This is a genomic window from Modestobacter sp. VKM Ac-2979 (genome assembly GCF_026967995.1).
Taxonomy (GTDB): Bacteria; Actinomycetota; Actinomycetes; order Mycobacteriales; family Geodermatophilaceae; genus Modestobacter.
Window position 1 is genome coordinate 109711 of record NZ_JAPVBO010000005.1, and the last position, 18291, is coordinate 128001.

The window sequence follows — 18291 nt, forward strand, 5'->3', positions numbered from 1 at the left end:
CGTCAGCGGGTGCGGCGGAGCAGGGCCATGAACATCGCGTCGGTGCCGTGCCGGTGCGGCCACAGCTGGGCGTGCTCGCCGCGCTCGATGCCGGGCACCTCGGGGAACAGCGGGGCCACGGGGAGCACCTCGACGTCGTCCCGGCCGGCGACCGCGTCGACCACGGCGACGGTCTCGGCGGCGTGCGGGGAGCAGGTCACGTAGGCGACCACTCCCCCGGGCCGCACCGAGGCGAGTGCGCTGTCCAGCAGCTGCCGCTGCAGCTCGGCCAGCGGCTCGACGTCGGCAGCCGTCCGGCGCCAGCGCACCTCCGGCCGGCGGCGCAGCGCGCCGAGACCGGTGCACGGTGCGTCCAGCAGGACCCGGTCGAACGACCCGGCCGGCCAGCTCGGCGCCGTGCCGTCGGCGACCAGGACCTCGACGTCGTCGGCACCGGACAGGGCGCCGCGCACCAGCTCGGCGCGGTGCTCGCTGCGGTCGGCAGCGGTCAGGTGGACCCCGGCCGGCCGGACGGCGGCCAGCAGCCCCGCCTTGCCGCCCGGGCCGGCGCACATGTCCAGCCAGCGCGCGTCCGGGCCCTCCAGTGGCGCCCGGACCAGGGCGAGGGTGGCCAGCTGGCTGCCCTCGTCCTGCACCGCGGCCGCACCGGAGCGGATCGCGGCCAGCTTCCCGGGGTCACCGCCGTGCAGCCGGACGGCGTGCGGCGACCACGGCCCGGGCTCCCCACCGGAGTCGGCGGCCAGCTCGTCCCGGTCGATGTGCCGGGCGACCAGGTGCACCTCGGGTGCGGCGTCGTCGGCGAGCAGCGCGGCCTCCACCTCGGCGTCGTCGGCCAGCGCCTCGCGCCACGCCTCGACGATCCAGCGCGGGTGGTCGGTGGTGAGGGTCAGCCGTTCGTCGTCGTCGGCCGGGGCGAGGGTGGCGACCCAGGCGGCCCGGTCACCGCCGGCGGCGACCTTGCGCAGCACCGCGTTGACCAGCCCGGAGGCACCGGTGCCGACGATCGCCCGGGTGAGGGCGACGGTGGTGTCGACCGCGGCGTGCGCCGGCACCCGCAGGTCGATCAGCTGGTAGGCGCCCAGCCGCAGCAGGTCCAGCACCTTGGGGTCGAGCTCGGCCAGCGGCCGGGACACCAGCGTGGTCAGGACGGCGTCCAGGGTGCCGGTGGCGCGCAGCGTGCCGTAGGCCAGCTGGGTGGCGAAGGCGGCGTCCCGGGGCTCCAGCTGCCGCTCGCGCAGCAGCTGGGGCAGCAGCAGGTTGGCGTAGGCCGCCCGGCTGGAGACGCCGTCGAGCACGTCGTAGGCGGTCAGCCGGGCCCCGTCCAGCATCGGCCGGTGCCGCCGGGACTGGGGCCGCTGGTTGCCGGTGCCGGGGTCGTTGCGCCGCTTGTGGCCGGCCCGCTTCTCCGGGCCGGTCATGCGCCCACCTGCTCACCGAGTCGCTCGCCCGGTTCCAGGCGCGCACCGCGCGCCCAGTCGGCCGCCGGGAGCATCTTCTTGCCGGCCGGTTGCACCGACGACAGCCGGACGGCGCCGCGCCCGGCGCCCACCAGCACACCGGTCGACCCGATCGACAGCTCCCCGGGTTCGAGCGCCAGCGACGAGGACAGCGGCTCGACCGGCGCCAGCCGCAGCCGGTTCCCCCGCCACGTCGTCCAGGCGCCCGGGGCCGGTGTCACACCGCGCACCCGCCGGTCGACGACGTGGGCCGGCAGGGTCCAGTCGACCTGGGCGTCCGCGGTCTCGATCCGCGGCGCCAGGCTGACCCCCTCGGCCGGCTGGGGCTCGGGCCGCAGCGAGCCGTCGGCGATGCCGTCCAGCGTCGCTACCAGCAGCCGGGCACCGCTGACCGCCAGCCGGTCCAGCAGGTCACCGGCGGTGTCGGTGGCCCCGATCGGCTCGGTGACGACGCCGAGGACCGGGCCGGTGTCCAGGCCGGCCTCCAGCTGGAAGGTGGCCGCGCCGGTGACCTCGTCACCGGCCATGATCGCGTGCTGCACCGGTGCCGCACCGCGCCAGGCGGGCAGCAGCGAGAAGTGCAGGTTCACCCAGCCGTGCCGCGGGACCTGCAGGGCCGCCGGCGGCACCAGGGCGCCGTAGGCGACGACCGGGGCGCAGTCGACGGCGAGGTCGGCGAGCTCGGACAGGAACTCCGGCTCCCGCGGCGAGCGGGGCTGCAGCACCGGGATGCCGGCGGCGTCGGCGCGCTCGGCGACCGGCGACCGGCTGGTGCGCCGGCCGCGGCCGGACGGTGCGTCGGGCCGGGTGAGGACGGCGACGACCTCGTGGGCGGAGTCCAGCAGCGCGTCGAGGGCGACGACGGCCGGCGCCGGGGTACCGGCGAACAGGAGCCTCAGTGGGGGCTCACCTTCACCACGGGTGCCGGCACCGGCGACCCGTCGGGCAGCCAGGCCTGCGCACCCTGCCACTCCGCGCCCTGCAGCACGTCGAGGGCGGCGGCGCGGGCCTCGGCGTCGAGCCGGTCGACGAAGAGCACGCCGTCGAGGTGGTCGGTCTCGTGCTGGATGGCCCGCGCCAGCTTGTGCGAGCCCTCCACCCGGATCGGCTCGCCGTGCATGTCCCAGCCCGTGGCGGCGACGTAGAGGTGCCGGCGGCAGTCGAACCGGAAGCCGGGGATGGACAGGCAGCCCTCGGCGTCCTCCTCGGTCTCCTCGCCCACCGGCGTCACGTCGGGGTTGACCAGGTGGCCGACCTCGCCGTCGACGTACCAGGTGAACACGCGCAGGCCGACGCCGATCTGCGGCGCCGCGATGCCGGCGCCGCCGGCCGCGTGCATGGTGTCGGTCAGGTCGGCGACGAGCTGACGCAGTTCGGCGTCGAAGTCGACGACGGGGGCGGCCGGGGTGCGGAGCACCGGGTCGCCCATGATCCGGATCGGGGTGACGCTCACCCGACGATCCTAGGTGCCGTGCGCAGCGGCGCCCGCAGGGTGATCTGGTTACGGTGCTGCAATGGCCTCACTCGCCTCGCACCGCGTCCACGCCGTGATCAGCACCCTCGTCGACGGCCTGACGGTCGGCGGTGCCGAGGCGGCCCTCGACCTGCCGCCTCGGTCCGCGGCCCGGGCACGGGTGTACCTGGCGCTGCTGGTCGCGGTCGCCGCCGACACGGTGGCCCACGACCTGCCCTCGCTGCGGCGCACCTTCCAGGGCATGCCGGTCGAGTCGGCGTCCCCCGCCGATCAGGCGGTGACCCGCCACCAGGCGCTCGCGACGGCCGGCTGGGGGCTGGCGGCGACGGCCGTGCACCGCCCGGCCGTCCGGGCGCTGCGCCTTCGCGGCCACCCGCGCCCGCACCTGCTGGTCGGGATCGTGGTCGGCGTGGGCACCGCCGCCACGACGCTCCCGGTGCGCTGGCGCCGGGCCACCGAGCGCGCCATCGAGGACATGGCCGCCGCCCAGCTGGACGCCGAGCTGGCGCAGCTGCTGGACCAGCCGATCGACTGACGCCGGACGGCCCGGGCAGCAGGTGCAGGAGATCAGGCCGGGACGGAGAGCTCCTGCAGCCAGGCCTGCCAGGCCGGTTGCTCGCGCCGCACGTGGTCCGCGGCGTCGGCGGAGAACAGGTACGCCCGCACGCCCGCCATCGCCGTGCCGTCGCCCTCGCCGTACGTGAAGACGCTGAGCATCCCGGGAACCGGTGCGGTGAGCCGGACCAGCGCCTGCCGCTCGCCGACCCGCTCGACCGTGCCGGTGGCGCCGCGCACCTCGACCGTCGCGCCTACCTCACCCAGGCCGAGCGCGTCGCGCACGGTCGACCAGAGCGCTCCCGCGTCGCCGGGGTGGGAGGCGCTGGCCTCCAGCTGCGTGGCCTCCTGGCCGGGGAAGTGCGCCAGGTAGAGGCGCAGGTTGTCGAAGAAGGGCCGCCAGCTCGAGCCCATGTCGTCCCACCACTCCGACTCCCAGGCGGCGCCGGTCCCGAAGCCGCTGCTGGTGACCCGCACGACGCAGGTGCCGCCGGACTGCGCCTCGACGAGGAACTCCGACGTCAGCGGGCTCAGCGCATCCGGGTCCTTGCCCATGAGGGCGGCCCAGTCCTCTTCGTAGGCGATCCGGCGCGGCGGGTCCCAGCCGGTGACCCGGCCGTCCGAGCCCATCTCGGGGCCCATGGAGAAGTGCAGGGTGCCGCCCTCGCGCTCCTCCAGCTCGGTCGGCAGGAACCAGGCGCTCATGCCCCGGGCGGTCGCGATGGCCTGCCAGACCTGTTCTGGCGCGCCCGGGACCTCGACGCTGAACTCCAGGCGGTACGGGACGTCCGTGGTCGTGCTCATGTTCTCTCCTCGGGAACGGGGTGGGTTCTCTCCTCGGGAACGGGATGGGCGGCGACGACGAGCCGGTGCGGGCGCCCGTCGTCGTGGTGGTACCGAGCGGCCAGGTCGAGCACCGCCGCGGTCAGGTCGTCGGCGAAGGCAGCCCGGTCGGCGGCCGACCGGAAGCCGATCTCCGTGTCGATGGTCAGCGTCGGCAGGCGCGTGCCGGACGCACCGGCCCGGCGCGCCAGGGCGCCGACCTCGCGCACCAGCCGGCCGGCCAGCGCGACGAGGTAGCCCGCCGACAGGTGGTCGGCGTTGGCGTCCGGATCGGCCGCGGACGCGCTGACGGCCGCCGGCGACACGACGTACGACGCCGCCGACGCCTGCAGCACCCGTTCGGTGATGCCCCCGTGCCGGCGCTCCTCGGCCAGCCTCACCAGGCCGTGCGCCTCCAGCGCCCTGAGGTGGTAGTTGACCTTCTGGCGCGCGATGCCGACCCGGGCGGCGAGCCCGGCGGCGGAGGCCGGGACGGCCAGCTCGCCGAGCAGCTGGGCCCGGACCGGGTCCAGCGCGGCGGCCGCCGCCTCCGCGTCCTCGATGACCTCGACGTCCTGCATGACGTCACCGTGCTCCTGACAAGAAAAGTTGTCAAGGCCTGCTGCGAGCTGCCACGAACGAGGAGGCGCCTAGGCCAGCTCGAGCGGGTCCAGCTGCACGCGGACGTGCTCGGCGACCTTCTTGGCGCTGCGCACCCCCTGGACGTCGTGCAGCGCCCGCGCCAGGGCCGCCCCGTCGCTGCGCCGCACCCGGACCAGGTAGCGCTCCCGTTCGCCCACCTGCCCCGGCCGTGGGGGCTCGGGGACCGGTCCGAGGACGTCGGCGCCCTCGGGCAGCCGCAGCGCCGCCAGGAAGTCCGCCAGCGCCGCCGGTGACGCCGACAGCGAGGCCATCCGGGTGACCGGCGGGAAGCCGAGCTCCCGGCGGTCGGCCAGCTCCCGGGTGGCCAGCCCGGCCGGGTCCCAGCGCACCAGCGCCTGCACGACCGGGTGCGCGGCGTCGGCGGCGACCACCACCTGGCCACCGGCCCGTACCAGCCCGGCGGCGTTCATCCAGCGGCGCAGCGTCTCCTCCCCCGCCCGCAGGTCGGCCCGGCCCAGCAGCGCCCAGGAGTCCAGCAGCAGCGCCGCGCCGTAGCCGCCCTCGGCCACCGGCTCCGCCCCCGGCGTGGCCACCACGATCGCCGGGTCACCGGAGACCTCCGCCAGCACGCCGGAGCTGCGGCCGGAGACCCGCACGGCCGCGCCGGGGAACGCCCGGCCCAGCTCCTCCGCCGTGCGGGAGGCGCCGATGACGGCGGCCCGCAGCTTGGTGCCGTGACAGTGCGGGCAGTCGAAGGTCGCCGCCGGGCGGGCGCACCACCGGCAGGCCGCGATCCGCACCCCGTTCGGCCCGGGCGCCGGTGCGATCCCCAGCGGGCCGGCGCAGTGCGCGCAGCGGGCCGGCGCCCGGCAGCGGTCGCAGACCAGCGAGGGCACGTACCCGGAGCGCGGCACCTGGATCAGCACGGGGGTGCCGTCGGCCAGCGCGCGCCGGGCCACGGTGAAGCCGAGCGTGGGCAACCGGGCCGAGCGCGCGGCCGGGTCCCGGGCCAGCTCGAAGTCGCTGCCGAGGGCCTCCACCCGCGGCGCGGCGGCCCGCAGGGTGGCCCGGTCGGCGATCAGCTCGTGCGCCCACCCGGACTCCACCAGCAGCGCCGCCTCCGCGGTGCGCGCCGTACCGGCGACCACGGCCGCGCAGGAGGCCAGGTGCGCCCGGTGCACCAGCACGTCGCGGGCGTGCGGGTAGGGCGCCCGCGGCTCGGCGTGCAGGTCGTCGCCGTCGTCCCAGATCGCCACGAGGCCCAGCTCACGCACCGGCGCGAGCACCGAGCCGCGGGTGCCGAGCACCACCTGGGCGGTGCCGCGGGAGGCGGCGAGGAAGCGCCCGTAGCGGGTGTCCGGCGAGGAGTCGGCGCGCAGCACCGCGACCGAACCGGCCGGCAGCAGCCGCTCGGCCGCGGCGGCCAGCCGGTCCAGGTCCTTGCCGTCGGGGACGACGACGAGCGCGCCGCGTCCGCCCGACAGCGCGGCCTGCGCCAGCTCGGCCAGCCGGGTCGGCCAGTCCTCCCCGGGCAGCGCCGTCCACACCGCGCGGGCCGCCCGCCCCTCGGCCACCGCGGTCAGCAGCTGCGGCCCGGTCGGGTAGCGGGCGAAGCCCGCCGGGTCGGGGGCCTCCGGCGGGGGCGGCGGGTCGAGCCGGGGCCGCTTCTCCGGGGCGCCGCGGCGCGGTGGCAGCGCCAGCCGCAGCACGTCGGTGAGCGACCCGGCGTAGCGGTCGGCGACCGAGCGGGCCAACTCGGCGACCTCGGGGGTGAGCACCGGCTCGGCGGAGACCACCTTGGCCAGCGGGGCCAGCTTGCCGGTGTGGTCGGTGTCGCCGGCCAGCTCCAGGACGACGCCGTCCACCAGCTTGCCGGCGAACCGCACCCGGACCCGGCAGCCGGCCACCACCTGCTCGGCGAGCTCGTCGGGGACGGCGTAGTCGAAGGGCCGGTCCAGGTGTGCCAACGGCACATCGACGACGACCCGGGCGACCCGCTGTGTGCGGGTGCCCGGGTCGTCGTCGAACGGCCGTGCCGTGCTCAGGAGACGCCCACCGCCGACTTCAGCGCGTCGACGCGGTCCAGTCGCTCCCAGGGCAGCTCGACGTCGGTGCGCCCGAAGTGGCCGTAGGCCGCCGTCGGGGCGTAGATCGGCCGCAGCAGGTCCAGGTCCCGCACGATCGCACCGGGCCGCAGGTCGAACACCGAGGTGATCGCCTTCTCCAGCGCCTCCTCCGGCACCGTGTTGGTGCCGAAGGTCTCGACGAAGAGGCCGACCGGGTGCGCAGCACCGATCGCGTAGGCGACCTGCACCTCGCAGCGGCGGGCCAGCCCGGCGGCGACGACGTTCTTGGCCACCCAGCGCATCGCGTAGGCGCCGGACCGGTCGACCTTCGAGGGGTCCTTGCCGGAGAAGGCGCCGCCGCCGTGCCGGGCCATGCCGCCGTAGGTGTCGACGATGATCTTGCGGCCGGTCAGCCCGGCGTCGCCCATCGGGCCACCGATGACGAACTTGCCGGTCGGGTTCACCAGCAGCCGGTAGCCGGTGGTCGGCAGGCCCAGCTCGCGCAGCGCGGGCTCGACCACCAGCTCCTGGACGTCGGGGGCCAGCAGCGTGTCGATGGAGATGTCCTCGGCGTGCTGGGAGGAGACCACCACGGTGTCCACGGCGACCGGGCGGTCGTCCTCGTAGACCACGGTGACCTGGGTCTTGCCGTCGGGACGCAGGTAGGGCACCGACCCGTCCTTGCGGACGGCCGACAGCCGCCGGGACAGCCGGTGCGCCAGCGCGATCGGCAGCGGCATCAGCTCGGGCGTCTCGTCGGTGGCGAACCCGAACATCAGCCCCTGGTCGCCGGCCCCCTGCCGCTCGATCAGGTCGTCGGCCACCGCGGCCCGGTGCTCGGCTGCGCTCAGCTCGGCCTTGCGCGCCTCGTAGCCGGTGTCCACGCCCTGGGCGATGTCCGGGGACTGGGCGCCGATGGAGACGCTGACGCCGCAGGAGGCGCCGTCGAAGCCCTTGCGGGAGGAGTCGTAGCCGATGCCGAGGATCGTCTTGCGCACGATGTCGGCGATGTCGACGTAGCCAGAGGTGGTGACCTCACCGGCGATGTGCACCTGGCCGGTGGTGATGAGGGTCTCGACGGCGACGCGGCTGCGCGGGTCCTGCGCGAGCATCGCGTCCAGGATCGAGTCGCTGATCTGGTCGGCGATCTTGTCGGGGTGGCCCTCGGTCACCGACTCGGACGTGAAGAGACGGCGTGGCACTCGGTTCTCCCTGCAGTCGGCTGCCGAGCGCGTTGTTCGCGGTCGGCGGGGCTGCACCACGACAGTGGTCGGCCCGACGGCTGAGGCTACCGGCGGGAGCTGACGCCCGTTCGGTGAGGCGGTGGGTTCACGGCTGCGGGGCGACCCGGCCGGCCACCACGTCCCAGATCGCGGCGGCGACCGCGTCCTTGCGACCGGCCGGCACGGCGGTCGCCGTCCCGTCGGCGGCCAGCACCGTCACCTCGTTCTCCGACCGGCCGAAGACCCGGCCGGCGGAGACGTCGTTGACCACCAGCAGGTCGACGCCCTTGCGGGCCAGCTTGGCGCGGGCGTGGGTCAGCACGTCGCCCTCGGCGTCGCCGGTCTCCGCGGCGAAACCGACGACGAGCTGACCGGCCGGCCGGGCGCCCACGAGCTCGACCAGGACGTCGGGGTTGCGGACCAGCTCCAGCGAGCTGGGCTCGGTGGCCCCGCCCTTCTTCAGCTTGCTGCCGGCGACCGTGGTGGGCCGGAAGTCGGCGACAGCGGCGGCCATGACGACGACGTCGGCCGGGCGCCCCGTCTCCCCACCGGACGACTCGGCGTGCTGCCGTCCGGAGGACTCCGTGTGCATCGCGAGCCGCAGCTCCTCGGCGGTCTCGACCGGGACCTGCCGCACCCCGAAGGGGGCCGGCAGTTCGACGTTGGCCGCGACCAGCACCACCTCGGCGCCCCGGGCGGCGGCGACCCGGGCCAGCGCCCAGCCCTGCAGCCCGGACGAGCGGTTGCCCAGGAACCGCACCGGGTCCAGCGGCTCCCGGGTGCCACCGGCGCTGATCACGACCCGGCGTCCGCTGAGGTCCGGGGCGAGCGCGCCGGCACCGGCGGACAGCACCAGCTCGGCCAGCGCGGCGACGTCGGCCGGCTCGGGCAGCCGTCCGGGGCCGGAGTCCGGGCCGGTGAGCCGCCCCACCGCGGGGGGCAGCACGACGGCTCCGCGGCGGCGCAGCGTCGCGACGTTGTCCTGGGTGGCCGGGTGCAGCCACATCTCGGTGTGCATGGCCGGCACGAAGACGACCGGGCAGTGCGCGGTGAGCAGCGTCGCGGTGAGCAGGTCGTCGGCCCGGCCGGCCGCTGCCCGAGCCAGCAGGTCTGCGGTGGCCGGGTTGACCAGGACCAGGTCGGCGGTCTGCCCGATCCGGACGTGGGCGACCTCCGGCACGTCGTCCCAGACCTCGGTGGACACCGGGTTCCCGCTGAGCGCCTCGAACGTCGCGGCACCGACGAAGCGCAGCGCGGAGGCCGTGGGCACCACCCGGACGTCGTGGCCGGACTCGGTGAGGGCGCGCAGCAGCAGCGCGGACTTGTAGGCCGCGACGCCGCCACCCACGCCCAGGACGATCTGGCTCATGAGGTCCATCCTCCACACACGAAGAAGCCCCCGGCACCAGCCGGGGGCTCCCTCATCAGTTCGGGGGCCGTTCGGCCCCCTCGCAGGCTCCCGCCGCGAGCGGCGGGGGTCCTCCTAGTTCTCGCCGGCGGTGTGGGCCAGCAGGCCGTCGTTGATCTCGCGGAGCGCGATGGAGAGCGGCTTCTCCTGGGGCGCGGTGTCGACCAGCGGGCCGACGTACTCCAGCAGGCCCTCGGAGAGCTGGCTGTAGTAGGCGTTGATCTGACGCGCGCGCTTGGCGGCGTAGATGACCAGCCCGTACTTGCTGGTGGTCCGCTCGAGCAGCTCGTCGATCGGCGGGTTGGTGATGCCCTCAGGGGCAGGTGCGACTCCGGACACGGGCGGGCGTGCTCCTCAACTCGGTGTGCGGGCGGGCGGCGGATGGCTCCGCTCGGTCGCCTCGGGTGCGCCCTCGGCCGCGGTCAGGGACCAGCGGGCGGAGACGCAGTCAGCAAGCCTACCAACTCGTCCGCTGCCCTGGCCACGTCGTCGTTCACGACGACCACGTCGAACTCCCCGGAGGCGTCCAGTTCGGCCTGGGCGAGCGCCAGCCGGCGGGACTGCACCTCGGGGTGCTCGGTGCCCCGGCCGGCCAGCCGGCTGACCAGTTCCGCCCAGGACGGCGGGGCCAGGAAGACCAGTTGCGCCTCGGGCGCGCGCTCGCGCACCTGCCGGGCGCCCTGCAGTTCGATCTCCAGCAGCGCCGGGGCCCCGGAGGCCAGCTGCTCCTGCACCGGCGCGACCGGGGTGCCGTAGCGGTTGCCCGCGTACTCGGCCCACTCGAGCAGGCCGTCGTGCTCGATCAGCCAGTCGAAGTACTCGGCGTCGACGAACCAGTAGTGCTCGCCGTCCACCTCGCCGGGGCGCGGGGCACGCGTGGTGACCGACACCGACACCCAGACCTCCGGGTGCCGGCGCCGGACCTCGGCGACGACCGTGCCCTTCCCCACCCCGGAGGGACCCGAGAGGACCGTCAGGCGGGCAGGGGTGCGGGCCACGCTCGGCGTCCTCGGGCTGGGGGTCTGCGTCGGTCGGGACAGGGACGTGCTCAGGGCTCGACGACCTCGCCGGCGAACTCGGCCTCCAGCGCCTTGCGCTGGTTGGCGCCGAGACCACGGACGCGACGGGTCGGGGAGATCTCGAGGCGCTCCATGATCTTGGCAGCACGCGCCTTGCCGACCCCGGGGAGGGACTCGAGCACCGCGGAGACGCGCATCTTGCCGATGACCTCGTCGGTCTCGCCCTGCTTGAGGACGTCTCCGACCGTCGCGCCCTTGGTCTTCAGCCGCTCACGCAGTTCGGCACGGGCCTTGCGGGCCGCGGCGGCCTTCTCCAGGGCAGCCGCGCGCTGTTCGGGGGTCAGTTCGGGAAGGGGCACGGAGCAACCCAATCGTGTTCGTGCCGGCGCTGCGACCGGCGGTGTCGTTCGGTGTGGAGTGTGCCTGGACGGCGGCCCTCGGTATGAGCCTGGGCGCCAACCTAGTCACCTCGAACCCGCTGGTCATCCTGGACCCCGTGTCATCTGCGCCGGGCCGGTGTGCTGCACGGACACGCGATCGGACCGGACGGTGCAGTAACCGTGCCGTCACCGCTGGTCAGGCGGCGCGTCGTCGGCCGGCCCGCCGCCGCCCCAGCAGCCACCCGGCCAGGCCGGACAGCACCAGCAGCCCGGCCACGACCAGCACGGCACCGACGACGTGGCCGGCGGTCCAGAGCACCGCCCAGCGGTCGTCGTCGAAGGAGAGGGTCAGCCGACTCTGGTACGCCGTCTCCGCCGGCAGGGGCGTGTAGGCGGCCCAGCCGCCGTCGGCCGGTGGCCCCGGCCGGTTGGCCCGCCAGAACAGCGCGACGCCCAGCGCGCACAGCACCGCCCCGAGGGCCAGCACCAGCCGGGGCGCCGCGCGTCTCACGCGGTGAGCTCTGCCGTCCAGCGGTCGGCGGCGGCCCGCAGCGCGGCGGCGTCCGGCCCGGCCTGCAGCACGTCGCGGGAGACGGTGGGGACGACGGCGCGCCCGGTCCCGAACAACCGGCGCAGGTCGGCGACCGACCCGCCCTGGGCGCCCAGGCCCGGGGCGAGCACCGGCCCACCGAGCCCGTCGAGGTCGACGTCCAGGTCGGCCAGGGTGGCGCCCACGACGACGCCGAACGAGCCCGTGGTCGGGCCCCACCGGCCCGCCAGGTCGCGCACCGCGGCGATGTCGGGCAGCGGATCGCCCACCACCCACCCCGGGGTGTTCCAGCCGCGCACGGTGTCGATGACGACCTGGGCGGCGGTCCGCTCCCCCACCAGCGCGTGTTGCAGCGTGCCGGCGTCCGGGTTCGAGGTGCGGGCCAGCACGAACAGCCCGCCGCCGTGCAGGCGGGCGGTGTCCACGGCCGGCTGCAGGGAACCCGGGCCCAGGAACGGGCTGACGGTCAGGGCGTCGACGGCGAGCGGGTGCTCGGGGCGCAGGTAGTCGGCGTAGGCGTCCATCGTGGAGCCGATGTCGCCGCGCTTGGCGTCCAGCAGCACCAGCGCCCCCTCCGCCCGGGCCCGGGCGACGGCGTCCTCGAGCACGGCCAGCCCGCGGGAGCCGTGCCGCTCGTAGAAGGCCAGCTGCGGTTTGAGCACCGCGACGTGCCCGGCCAGCGCGTCCACGACGGCGTCGGTGAACCGGGCCAGCCCGTCGGGGCTGTCCGGCAGCCCCCAGCGCTCCAGCAGCGGCACGTGCGGGTCGATGCCGACGCACAGCGGGCCGCGCGCGGCGACGGCGTCGGCCAGCCGCTCGCCGAAGGTGCCGCTCACGCCGCTGCCCCGGCGAGCTCGGTGATGCACGCCCGGGCGAGGAACGGGTCGGCGAAGGCGCCGGTGGCGGTCTGCACGCCGGCCGCGCCGAGCTCCAGCAGCGCCGCGCAGCTCGCCGGGTCGGTCACCCCGCCCATCGCCAGGACGTCGAAGTCGAAGCCGCCGGCCGCCCGCAGGTCCAGCAGCCGGGCGGTGAAGTCCAGGGCGAGGTCGCGCACCGCCCGGCCGGAGACCCCGGCCAGTGGCCGGCCCGGGAAGGTGGGCCGGCCGTCGGCGCGCTGCACCGTGCACTGCACCGTGTTGATCGCGGCCACCCCGTCCAGGTGCGGCGCGATCCGCGGCAGCAGCCGGGCCAGGGCGGGTCCGTCCAGCCAGGAGAGCTTGGCGACCAGCCCGGTGCTGCTGGACAGCGCGCGCCGGGTGGTCTCGACGATCGCGGTGGTCAGCTCGGCGTCCAGGCAGATCGGCGGCTGCACCCCGCCCCGTGCTGCGTCCAGTGCGTTGGGGCAGGACAGGTTGAGCTCGACCACCGGGGCGCCGGCGGACTCGGCCAGGCGTGCCGTGCGCGCGAAGTCCTCGGCAATCGCCTGCAGCTGCGGCGGGCCCTCGCCGGCGTCCTCACCCAGCACGCTGACCAGCAGCAGCTGGTCGTCGGCCAGGCAGCGGACGGCGGCGGCGACGTCCTCGGTCCAGACCGCCGGGTCCGGCGACGGCACCCCGAAGGAGTTCGCACTGGTCACCGCCGGGTCGCCGGGCGGCACCCAGTCCGACGGCTCGGCGGTGACCACCGGCGGCGGTCCGTCCAGCGCGAACGGTTCGCGCACCCCGGGGACGAACGCCCAGTTGGGGAACTCGTTGGCCGCGTGCGCCCGGCTGCGGACGGTCTTGTAGGTGAGCAGGTTGAAGCCGTTGCCGGCCAGGTACTGCACCCAGGCGGCGGTGCCGGTCATCGGGCAGGCGGGCACGCCGATCGGGAACCCGGTCCGCCGGCCGAGCACCTGCCAGCTGCCGGCGGCCCGCGGGCGGACCGGCAGCCGTGGCCCCGGCGGCCCGACGCGCGCAGCCGCCACGTCGTCGGTGAGGGCGTACGCCGGGAACTGCACCCCCGAGCGGGCCAGCAGCCGGTGTTGCCCCGTGGTGGCCAGCAGCCGGACCAGCGCGGGCAGGTCGCCGGCGTCCAGCCCGTCCCGGTCGAGTGCGGTCGTCAGCTCGGTGAGCCAGACCGGTTCGGGGGCGGGAGCGCCGTCCAGGCGGGCGACGGCGGCGGTGTGCAGGGCCCGGAGCACCGGGCCGGTCAGCCCGGCCGCGCGCGCCTCCCGGCCCAGCTCGGCCGCAGCGGTCGCGCCCCCGCCCCCTCTCACGCCGTGGTCCCGGCTGCCGCCTGGGCGGCGGCCAGCGACTCGTGCAGGTCCTGCAGGCTGCGCACCCCGATGTCGCCCCGGCGGAGCGACTCGACGCCCTGCACGGTGGCCGCCATGCCCTGCACGGTGGTGATGCACGGGATGCCGGCGCTCACCGCGGCGGCGCGGATCTCGTACCCGTCCAGCCGCGGGCCGCTGTTGCCCGGCGTGCCGAACGGGGTGTTGACCACCAGGTCGATCTCGCCCGCCAGGATCCGCTCGACGATGTTGCCCGGCCCCTGCGAGAACTTCCCCACCACCTCGCAGGAGACGCCGTTGCGGCGGAGCACCTGGGCGGTGCCGACGGTGGCCAGCACCCGGAACCCGAGGTCGGCCAGCCGCTTCACCGGGAAGACCGCCGAGCGCTTGTCCCGGTTGGCCAGCGACACGAACACCGTGCCCCCGGTCGGCAGGTCGCCGTAGGCGGCCGCCTGGGACTTGGCGAACGCGGTTCCGAACTCCGCGTCGATGCCCATCACCTCACCGGTCGACTTCATCTCCGGCCCGAGCACGGTGTCCACCCCGTGGCCCTCGATGGTGCGGAACCGGTGGAAGGGCAGCACCGCCTCCTTCACCGCGATCGGGCCGTCGACCGGCAGGTCGGTGCCGTCCCCGGTGGCCGGCAGCACGCCCTCGGTGCGCAGCTGGGCGATCGTCTGGCCGACCGCGATCCGGGCCGCGGCCTTGGCCAGCTGCACCGCGGTCACCTTCGACACGAACGGCACGGTCCGGCTGGCGCGCGGGTTGGCCTCCAGCACGTAGAGGACGTCGTCCTTCAGCGCGTACTGCACGTTCATCAGCCCGCGCACACCGATCCGGGCGGCCAGCGCCTCGGTGGCCCGCCGGATGGTGTGCAGGTCCTCCCCGCCCAGGGTGATCGGCGGCAGGGCGCACGCCGAGTCGCCGGAGTGGATCCCGGCCTCCTCGATGTGCTCCATGACCCCGCCCAGGTACAGGTCGGTGCCGTCGTAGAGCGCATCGACGTCGATCTCCACGGCGTCCTCGAGGAACCGGTCGACCAGCACCGGGTGGTCGGCGCTCACGTCGGTGGCCTTGGTGATGTAGGCCTCCAGCATGGCGTCCTCGTAGACGATCTCCATCCCGCGCCCGCCGAGCACGTAGGAGGGCCGCACCAGCACCGGGTAGCCGATGGAGGCCGCGATCGCCACCGCCTCGGCCGACGTCGTCGCCATGCCGTGCTTGGGCGCGAGCAGGCCGGTGTCGGACAGCACCCGGGAGAACTCGCCGCGGTCCTCGGCCGCGTCGATCGACTCCGGGGACGTGCCCAGCACCGGGACGCCGGCGTCCTTGAGCCGCTGCGCCAGGCCCAGCGGGGTCTGCCCGCCCAGGGTGCAGATGACCCCGGCGACCGGGCCGGCGGCGCGCTCGGCCTCCACGACCTCCAGGACGTCCTCAAAGGTGAGCGGCTCGAAGTACAGCCGGTCGGCGGTGTCGTAGTCGGTGGAGACGGTCTCCGGGTTGCAGTTGACCATCACCGCCTCGTAGCCGGCGTCCTGCAGGGCCATCACCGCGTGCACGCAGGAGTAGTCGAACTCCACGCCCTGCCCGATCCGGTTCGGCCCCGACCCGAGGATCAGCACCGCCGGCCTCTCCCGCGGCTCCACCTCGGTCTCGGAGTCGTAGGAGGAGTAGTGGTACGGCGTCCGGGCGGCGAACTCGGCGGCGCAGGTGTCCACGGTCTTGTAGACCGGCCGGATGCCCAGCCGCCAGCGCAGCGTGCGGACGCCGTCCTCCCCCGCCAGCTCCGGCCGCAGCACGGCCACCTGGCGGTCGGACAGACCGTGCCGCTTGGCCCGGCGCAGCAGCTCCGGGGTCAGCGACGGCGCCTCCCGGACCTCCTCGCCGATCTCGTTGACCAGGGCGATCTGGTCGACGAACCAGGTGTCGAAGCCGCTGGCCTCGGACACCTGCTCGACGGTGGCGCCCGCGGCCAGGGCCCGCTGGGCGGTGTACAGCCGGCCGTCGACGGGAGTGCGCAGCTGCTCCACCAGTGCCGCGGCGTCCGCGGGCTGGGCGGCGTCGGTCCAGAACCCGGCCGCCGAGGTCTCCGTCGAGCGCATCGCCTTGCCGAGCGCCTCGGTGAAGTTGCGGCCCATCGCCATGACCTCGCCGACGCTCTTCATCGTCGTGGTCAGCCGCGGGTCGGCCCCGGGGAACTTCTCGAAGGCGAAGCGCGGGATCTTCACCACGACGTAGTCCAGCGACGGCTCGAACGACGCCGGGGTGACCCCGGTGATGTCGTTGGTGATCTCGTCGAGGGTGTAGCCGATGGCCAGCTTCGCGGCGATCTTGGCGATCGGGAAACCGGTGGCCTTCGACGCCAGGGCACTGGACCGCGACACCCGCGGGTTCATCTCGATCACGACCAGGCGCCCGGTCTCCGGGTGCACGGCGAACTGGATGTTGCAGCCGCCGGTGTCCACGCCGACCTCGCGCAGGACGGCGATGCCGACGTCGCGCATCTGCTGGTACTCGCGGTCGGTGAGCGTCATCGCCGGGGCGACGGTCACCGAGTCACCGGTGTGCACGCCCATCGCGTCGATGTTCTCGATCGAGCAGATGACCACCACGTTGTCGCTGCGGTCGCGCATCAGCTCGAGCTCGAACTCCTTCCAGCCCAGCACCGACTCCTCGATCAGCACGGTGTGCACGGGTGAGTCGGCGAGCCCGTGGCCAGCCATCCGGCGCAGCATCGGCTCATCGGTGGCGATGCCCGAGCCCAGCCCGCCCATGGTGAAGCTGGGCCGGATGACCACCGGGTAGCCGACCTCGGCCGCGGTGGCCAGCGCCTCCTCGACGGTCCCGCAGACCGTGGAGCGCGGGGCGTCGGCGCCGATGGACCGCACGATGTCCTTGAACTTCTGCCGGTCCTCGCCGCGGTTGATCGCGTCGACGTCGGCGCCGATGAGCTGGACGCCGTACTTCTCCAGCACCCCGTTCTCGTACAGCCCGATGGCGAGGTTCAGCGCCGTCTGGCCGCCCAGGGTGGCCAGCAGCGCGTCGGGGCGCTCCTTGGCGATCACCCGCTCGACGAACTCCGGGGTCAGCGGCTCCACGTAGGTGGCGTCGGCGACCTCGGGGTCGGTCATGATCGTCGCCGGGTTGCTGTTGACCAGGCTGACCCGCAGCCCCTCGGCCTTGAGCACCCGGCAGGCCTGGGTGCCCGAGTAGTCGAACTCGCTGGCCTGACCGATGACGATCGGCCCCGAGCCGATCACCAGCACGTGCTGCAGGTCTGTCCGCTTGGGCATCAGGCCTTCTCCCCCGTGCTCGTCCCGACGATGGGCGCAGGCGTCACAGCGCTGCCTTCCTTGGACGCGGCCATCAGGTCGACGAACCGGCCGAACAGCGGGTTGGCGTCGTGCGGCCCGGCCGCGGCCTCCGGGTGGAACTGCACGCTGAACGCCGGGGTCTCCAGCAGCCGCAGGCCCTCGACCACCTGGTCGTTGAGCCCGACGTGGCTGACCTCGACCGGCCCGAACGGGGTGTCGGTCGGCCGGTCCAGCGGGGCGTCGACGGCGAAGCCGTGGTTGTGGCTGGTGACCCGCACCGTGCCGCTGACCCGGTCCAGCACCGGCTGGTTCAGCCCGCGGTGCCCGAAGCGCAGCTTGTAGGTGCCCAGGCCCAGCGCGCGGCCGAGGATCTGGTTGCCGAAGCAGATGCCGAACAGCGGACGGCGGGCCTCGAGCACCCCGCGCACCGCAGCGACCGCGTAGTCGGCGGCCGCCGGGTCGCCGGGGCCGTTGGAGACGAACACGCCGTCCACCCCGTGCTCGAGCAGCTGCTCGGCGGTCGCGGTCGCGGGCAGCACGTGCGTCTCGACACCGAGCTCGGCCAGGTACCGCGGGGTGGCGGTCTTGATGCCCAGGTCGAGGGCGGCGATGGTGAACCGCTTCTCCCCCACCGCCGGGACGACGTAGGGCTCGCTGGCGCTGACGCTCGGCGCCAGGTCCGCGCCGGTCATGCTCGGGCTCTCGGTCACCCGGGCCAGCAGCTCGTCCGCGCCCAGCTCCGTGCTGATCCCGGCGCGCATCGCCCCGCGGTCGCGCAGGTGGCGGGTCAGTGCGCGGGTGTCGATGCCGCTGATCCCCACCACGCCCTGGGCGACCAGCTCGTCGTCCAGGCTGCCGGTGGCCCGCCAGTTCGCCGGGCGCCGGGCGGGGTCGCGGACGACGAAGCCGGCGACCCACATGCGGCGGCTCTCGTCGTCCTCGCCGTTGACGCCGGTGTTGCCGACGTGCGGCGCCGTCATGGTGATGATCTGGCCGGCGTAGCTGGGGTCGGTCAGCGTCTCCTGGTAGCCGGTCATCCCGGTGGAGAACACCGCCTCGCCGACCGTCGTGCCGGTCGCGCCGTAGGCGTCGCCGTGGAAGGTCCTGCCGTCCTCGAGCACGAGGATCGCGTCACTCACTTGTTCTCCTCGCTGCGCTCGTCGGCCGCGTTCGCGACCACTGCTGTGTACCTGGGTGAGCTCGCC

Annotated in this window: 17 protein-coding genes; 1 reads left to right on the forward strand and 16 read right to left on the reverse strand. The window is 75.0% G+C overall.

Translation table 11 applies throughout. The features are described 5' to 3' along the window. Positions 1-2: 2 nt before the first annotated feature. From O2W15_RS15365 to def, 3 genes are read right to left on the reverse strand one after another with little or no spacing between them, the layout of a single operon-like run. Positions 3-1418, reverse strand: coding sequence for an RsmB/NOP family class I SAM-dependent RNA methyltransferase (locus O2W15_RS15365; protein ID WP_269180017.1), 1416 nt, complete (start codon positions 1416-1418; stop codon positions 3-5). Further along, complete coding sequence (gene fmt / locus O2W15_RS15370; protein WP_269180018.1) at positions 1415-2428, reverse strand: methionyl-tRNA formyltransferase; 1014 nt, start codon at positions 2426-2428, stop codon at positions 1415-1417. Before fmt ends, O2W15_RS15365 begins: the two co-directional genes overlap by 4 nt. After that, on the reverse strand, positions 2353-2910 hold the full coding sequence (gene def / locus O2W15_RS15375; RefSeq protein ID WP_036335020.1) for a peptide deformylase: 558 nt from the start codon (positions 2908-2910) through the stop codon (positions 2353-2355). Before def ends, fmt begins: the two co-directional genes overlap by 76 nt. A 61-nt stretch (positions 2911-2971) precedes the next feature. Here def and O2W15_RS15380 point away from each other — a divergent pair, with 61 nt between their 5' ends. After that, positions 2972-3466, forward strand: a complete 495-nt coding sequence (locus O2W15_RS15380) for a hypothetical protein (RefSeq protein WP_269180019.1) — start codon at positions 2972-2974, stop codon at positions 3464-3466. A 32-nt stretch (positions 3467-3498) separates the two neighbouring features. Here O2W15_RS15380 and O2W15_RS15385 read toward each other — a convergent pair whose 3' ends face one another. The 13 genes from O2W15_RS15385 to carA all read right to left on the reverse strand — a co-directional run bounded on the left by O2W15_RS15385 (position 3499) and on the right by carA (position 18225). Next, positions 3499-4290 carry an SRPBCC family protein gene (locus tag O2W15_RS15385; RefSeq protein ID WP_269180020.1) on the reverse strand — a complete coding sequence of 264 codons (792 nt, stop codon included), beginning with the start codon at positions 4288-4290 and terminating at the stop codon, positions 3499-3501. Further along, positions 4287-4889 (reverse strand): winged helix-turn-helix domain-containing protein, encoded by a 603-nt coding sequence (locus tag O2W15_RS15390; protein WP_269180021.1) that lies wholly within the window; start codon positions 4887-4889, stop codon positions 4287-4289. The genes O2W15_RS15385 and O2W15_RS15390 overlap by 4 nt, the downstream gene beginning before the upstream one ends. A 69-nt stretch (positions 4890-4958) precedes the next feature. Next, complete coding sequence (locus O2W15_RS15395) at positions 4959-6956, reverse strand: primosomal protein N' (RefSeq protein WP_269180272.1); 1998 nt, start codon at positions 6954-6956, stop codon at positions 4959-4961. Next, positions 6953-8179 carry a methionine adenosyltransferase gene (metK, locus tag O2W15_RS15400; RefSeq protein ID WP_164700409.1) on the reverse strand — a complete coding sequence of 409 codons (1227 nt, stop codon included), beginning with the start codon at positions 8177-8179 and terminating at the stop codon, positions 6953-6955. Before metK ends, O2W15_RS15395 begins: the two co-directional genes overlap by 4 nt. Before the next feature lie 127 nt (positions 8180-8306). Beyond that, positions 8307-9569: a bifunctional phosphopantothenoylcysteine decarboxylase/phosphopantothenate--cysteine ligase CoaBC gene (gene coaBC / locus O2W15_RS15405; RefSeq protein WP_269180022.1), complete on the reverse strand. Its 1263-nt coding sequence runs from the start codon at positions 9567-9569 to the stop codon at positions 8307-8309. A gap of 114 nt (positions 9570-9683) precedes the next feature. Beyond that, positions 9684-9947, reverse strand: a complete 264-nt coding sequence (rpoZ, locus tag O2W15_RS15410) for a DNA-directed RNA polymerase subunit omega (protein ID WP_269162309.1) — start codon at positions 9945-9947, stop codon at positions 9684-9686. 83 nt (positions 9948-10030) lie between these two features. Next, positions 10031-10606, reverse strand: coding sequence for a guanylate kinase (gene gmk, locus O2W15_RS15415; RefSeq protein WP_036335032.1), 576 nt, complete (start codon positions 10604-10606; stop codon positions 10031-10033). A 50-nt stretch (positions 10607-10656) separates the two neighbouring features. Further along, entirely contained in the window at positions 10657-10986 is a 330-nt protein-coding gene (gene mihF, locus O2W15_RS15420) for an integration host factor, actinobacterial type (RefSeq protein ID WP_269162307.1), read from the reverse strand. Positions 10987-11203: 217 nt separating this feature from the next. Then, positions 11204-11518 (reverse strand): hypothetical protein, encoded by a 315-nt coding sequence (locus O2W15_RS15425; protein ID WP_269180023.1) that lies wholly within the window; start codon positions 11516-11518, stop codon positions 11204-11206. Beyond that, positions 11515-12393 (reverse strand): orotidine-5'-phosphate decarboxylase, encoded by an 879-nt coding sequence (gene pyrF, locus O2W15_RS15430; RefSeq protein ID WP_269180024.1) that lies wholly within the window; start codon positions 12391-12393, stop codon positions 11515-11517. The genes O2W15_RS15425 and pyrF overlap by 4 nt, the downstream gene beginning before the upstream one ends. Further along, a complete protein-coding gene (locus tag O2W15_RS15435) occupies positions 12390-13754 on the reverse strand; it encodes a dihydroorotate oxidase (protein WP_269180025.1) in 1365 nt (454 codons plus the stop codon). The genes pyrF and O2W15_RS15435 overlap by 4 nt, the downstream gene beginning before the upstream one ends. Further along, complete coding sequence (gene carB, locus O2W15_RS15440; RefSeq protein ID WP_269180026.1) at positions 13751-17065, reverse strand: carbamoyl-phosphate synthase large subunit; 3315 nt, start codon at positions 17063-17065, stop codon at positions 13751-13753. The genes O2W15_RS15435 and carB overlap by 4 nt, the downstream gene beginning before the upstream one ends. After that, positions 17065-18225 (reverse strand): glutamine-hydrolyzing carbamoyl-phosphate synthase small subunit, encoded by a 1161-nt coding sequence (carA, locus tag O2W15_RS15445; RefSeq protein WP_269180027.1) that lies wholly within the window; start codon positions 18223-18225, stop codon positions 17065-17067. The genes carB and carA overlap by 1 nt, the downstream gene beginning before the upstream one ends. Between the last annotated feature and the right edge of the window lie 66 nt (positions 18226-18291).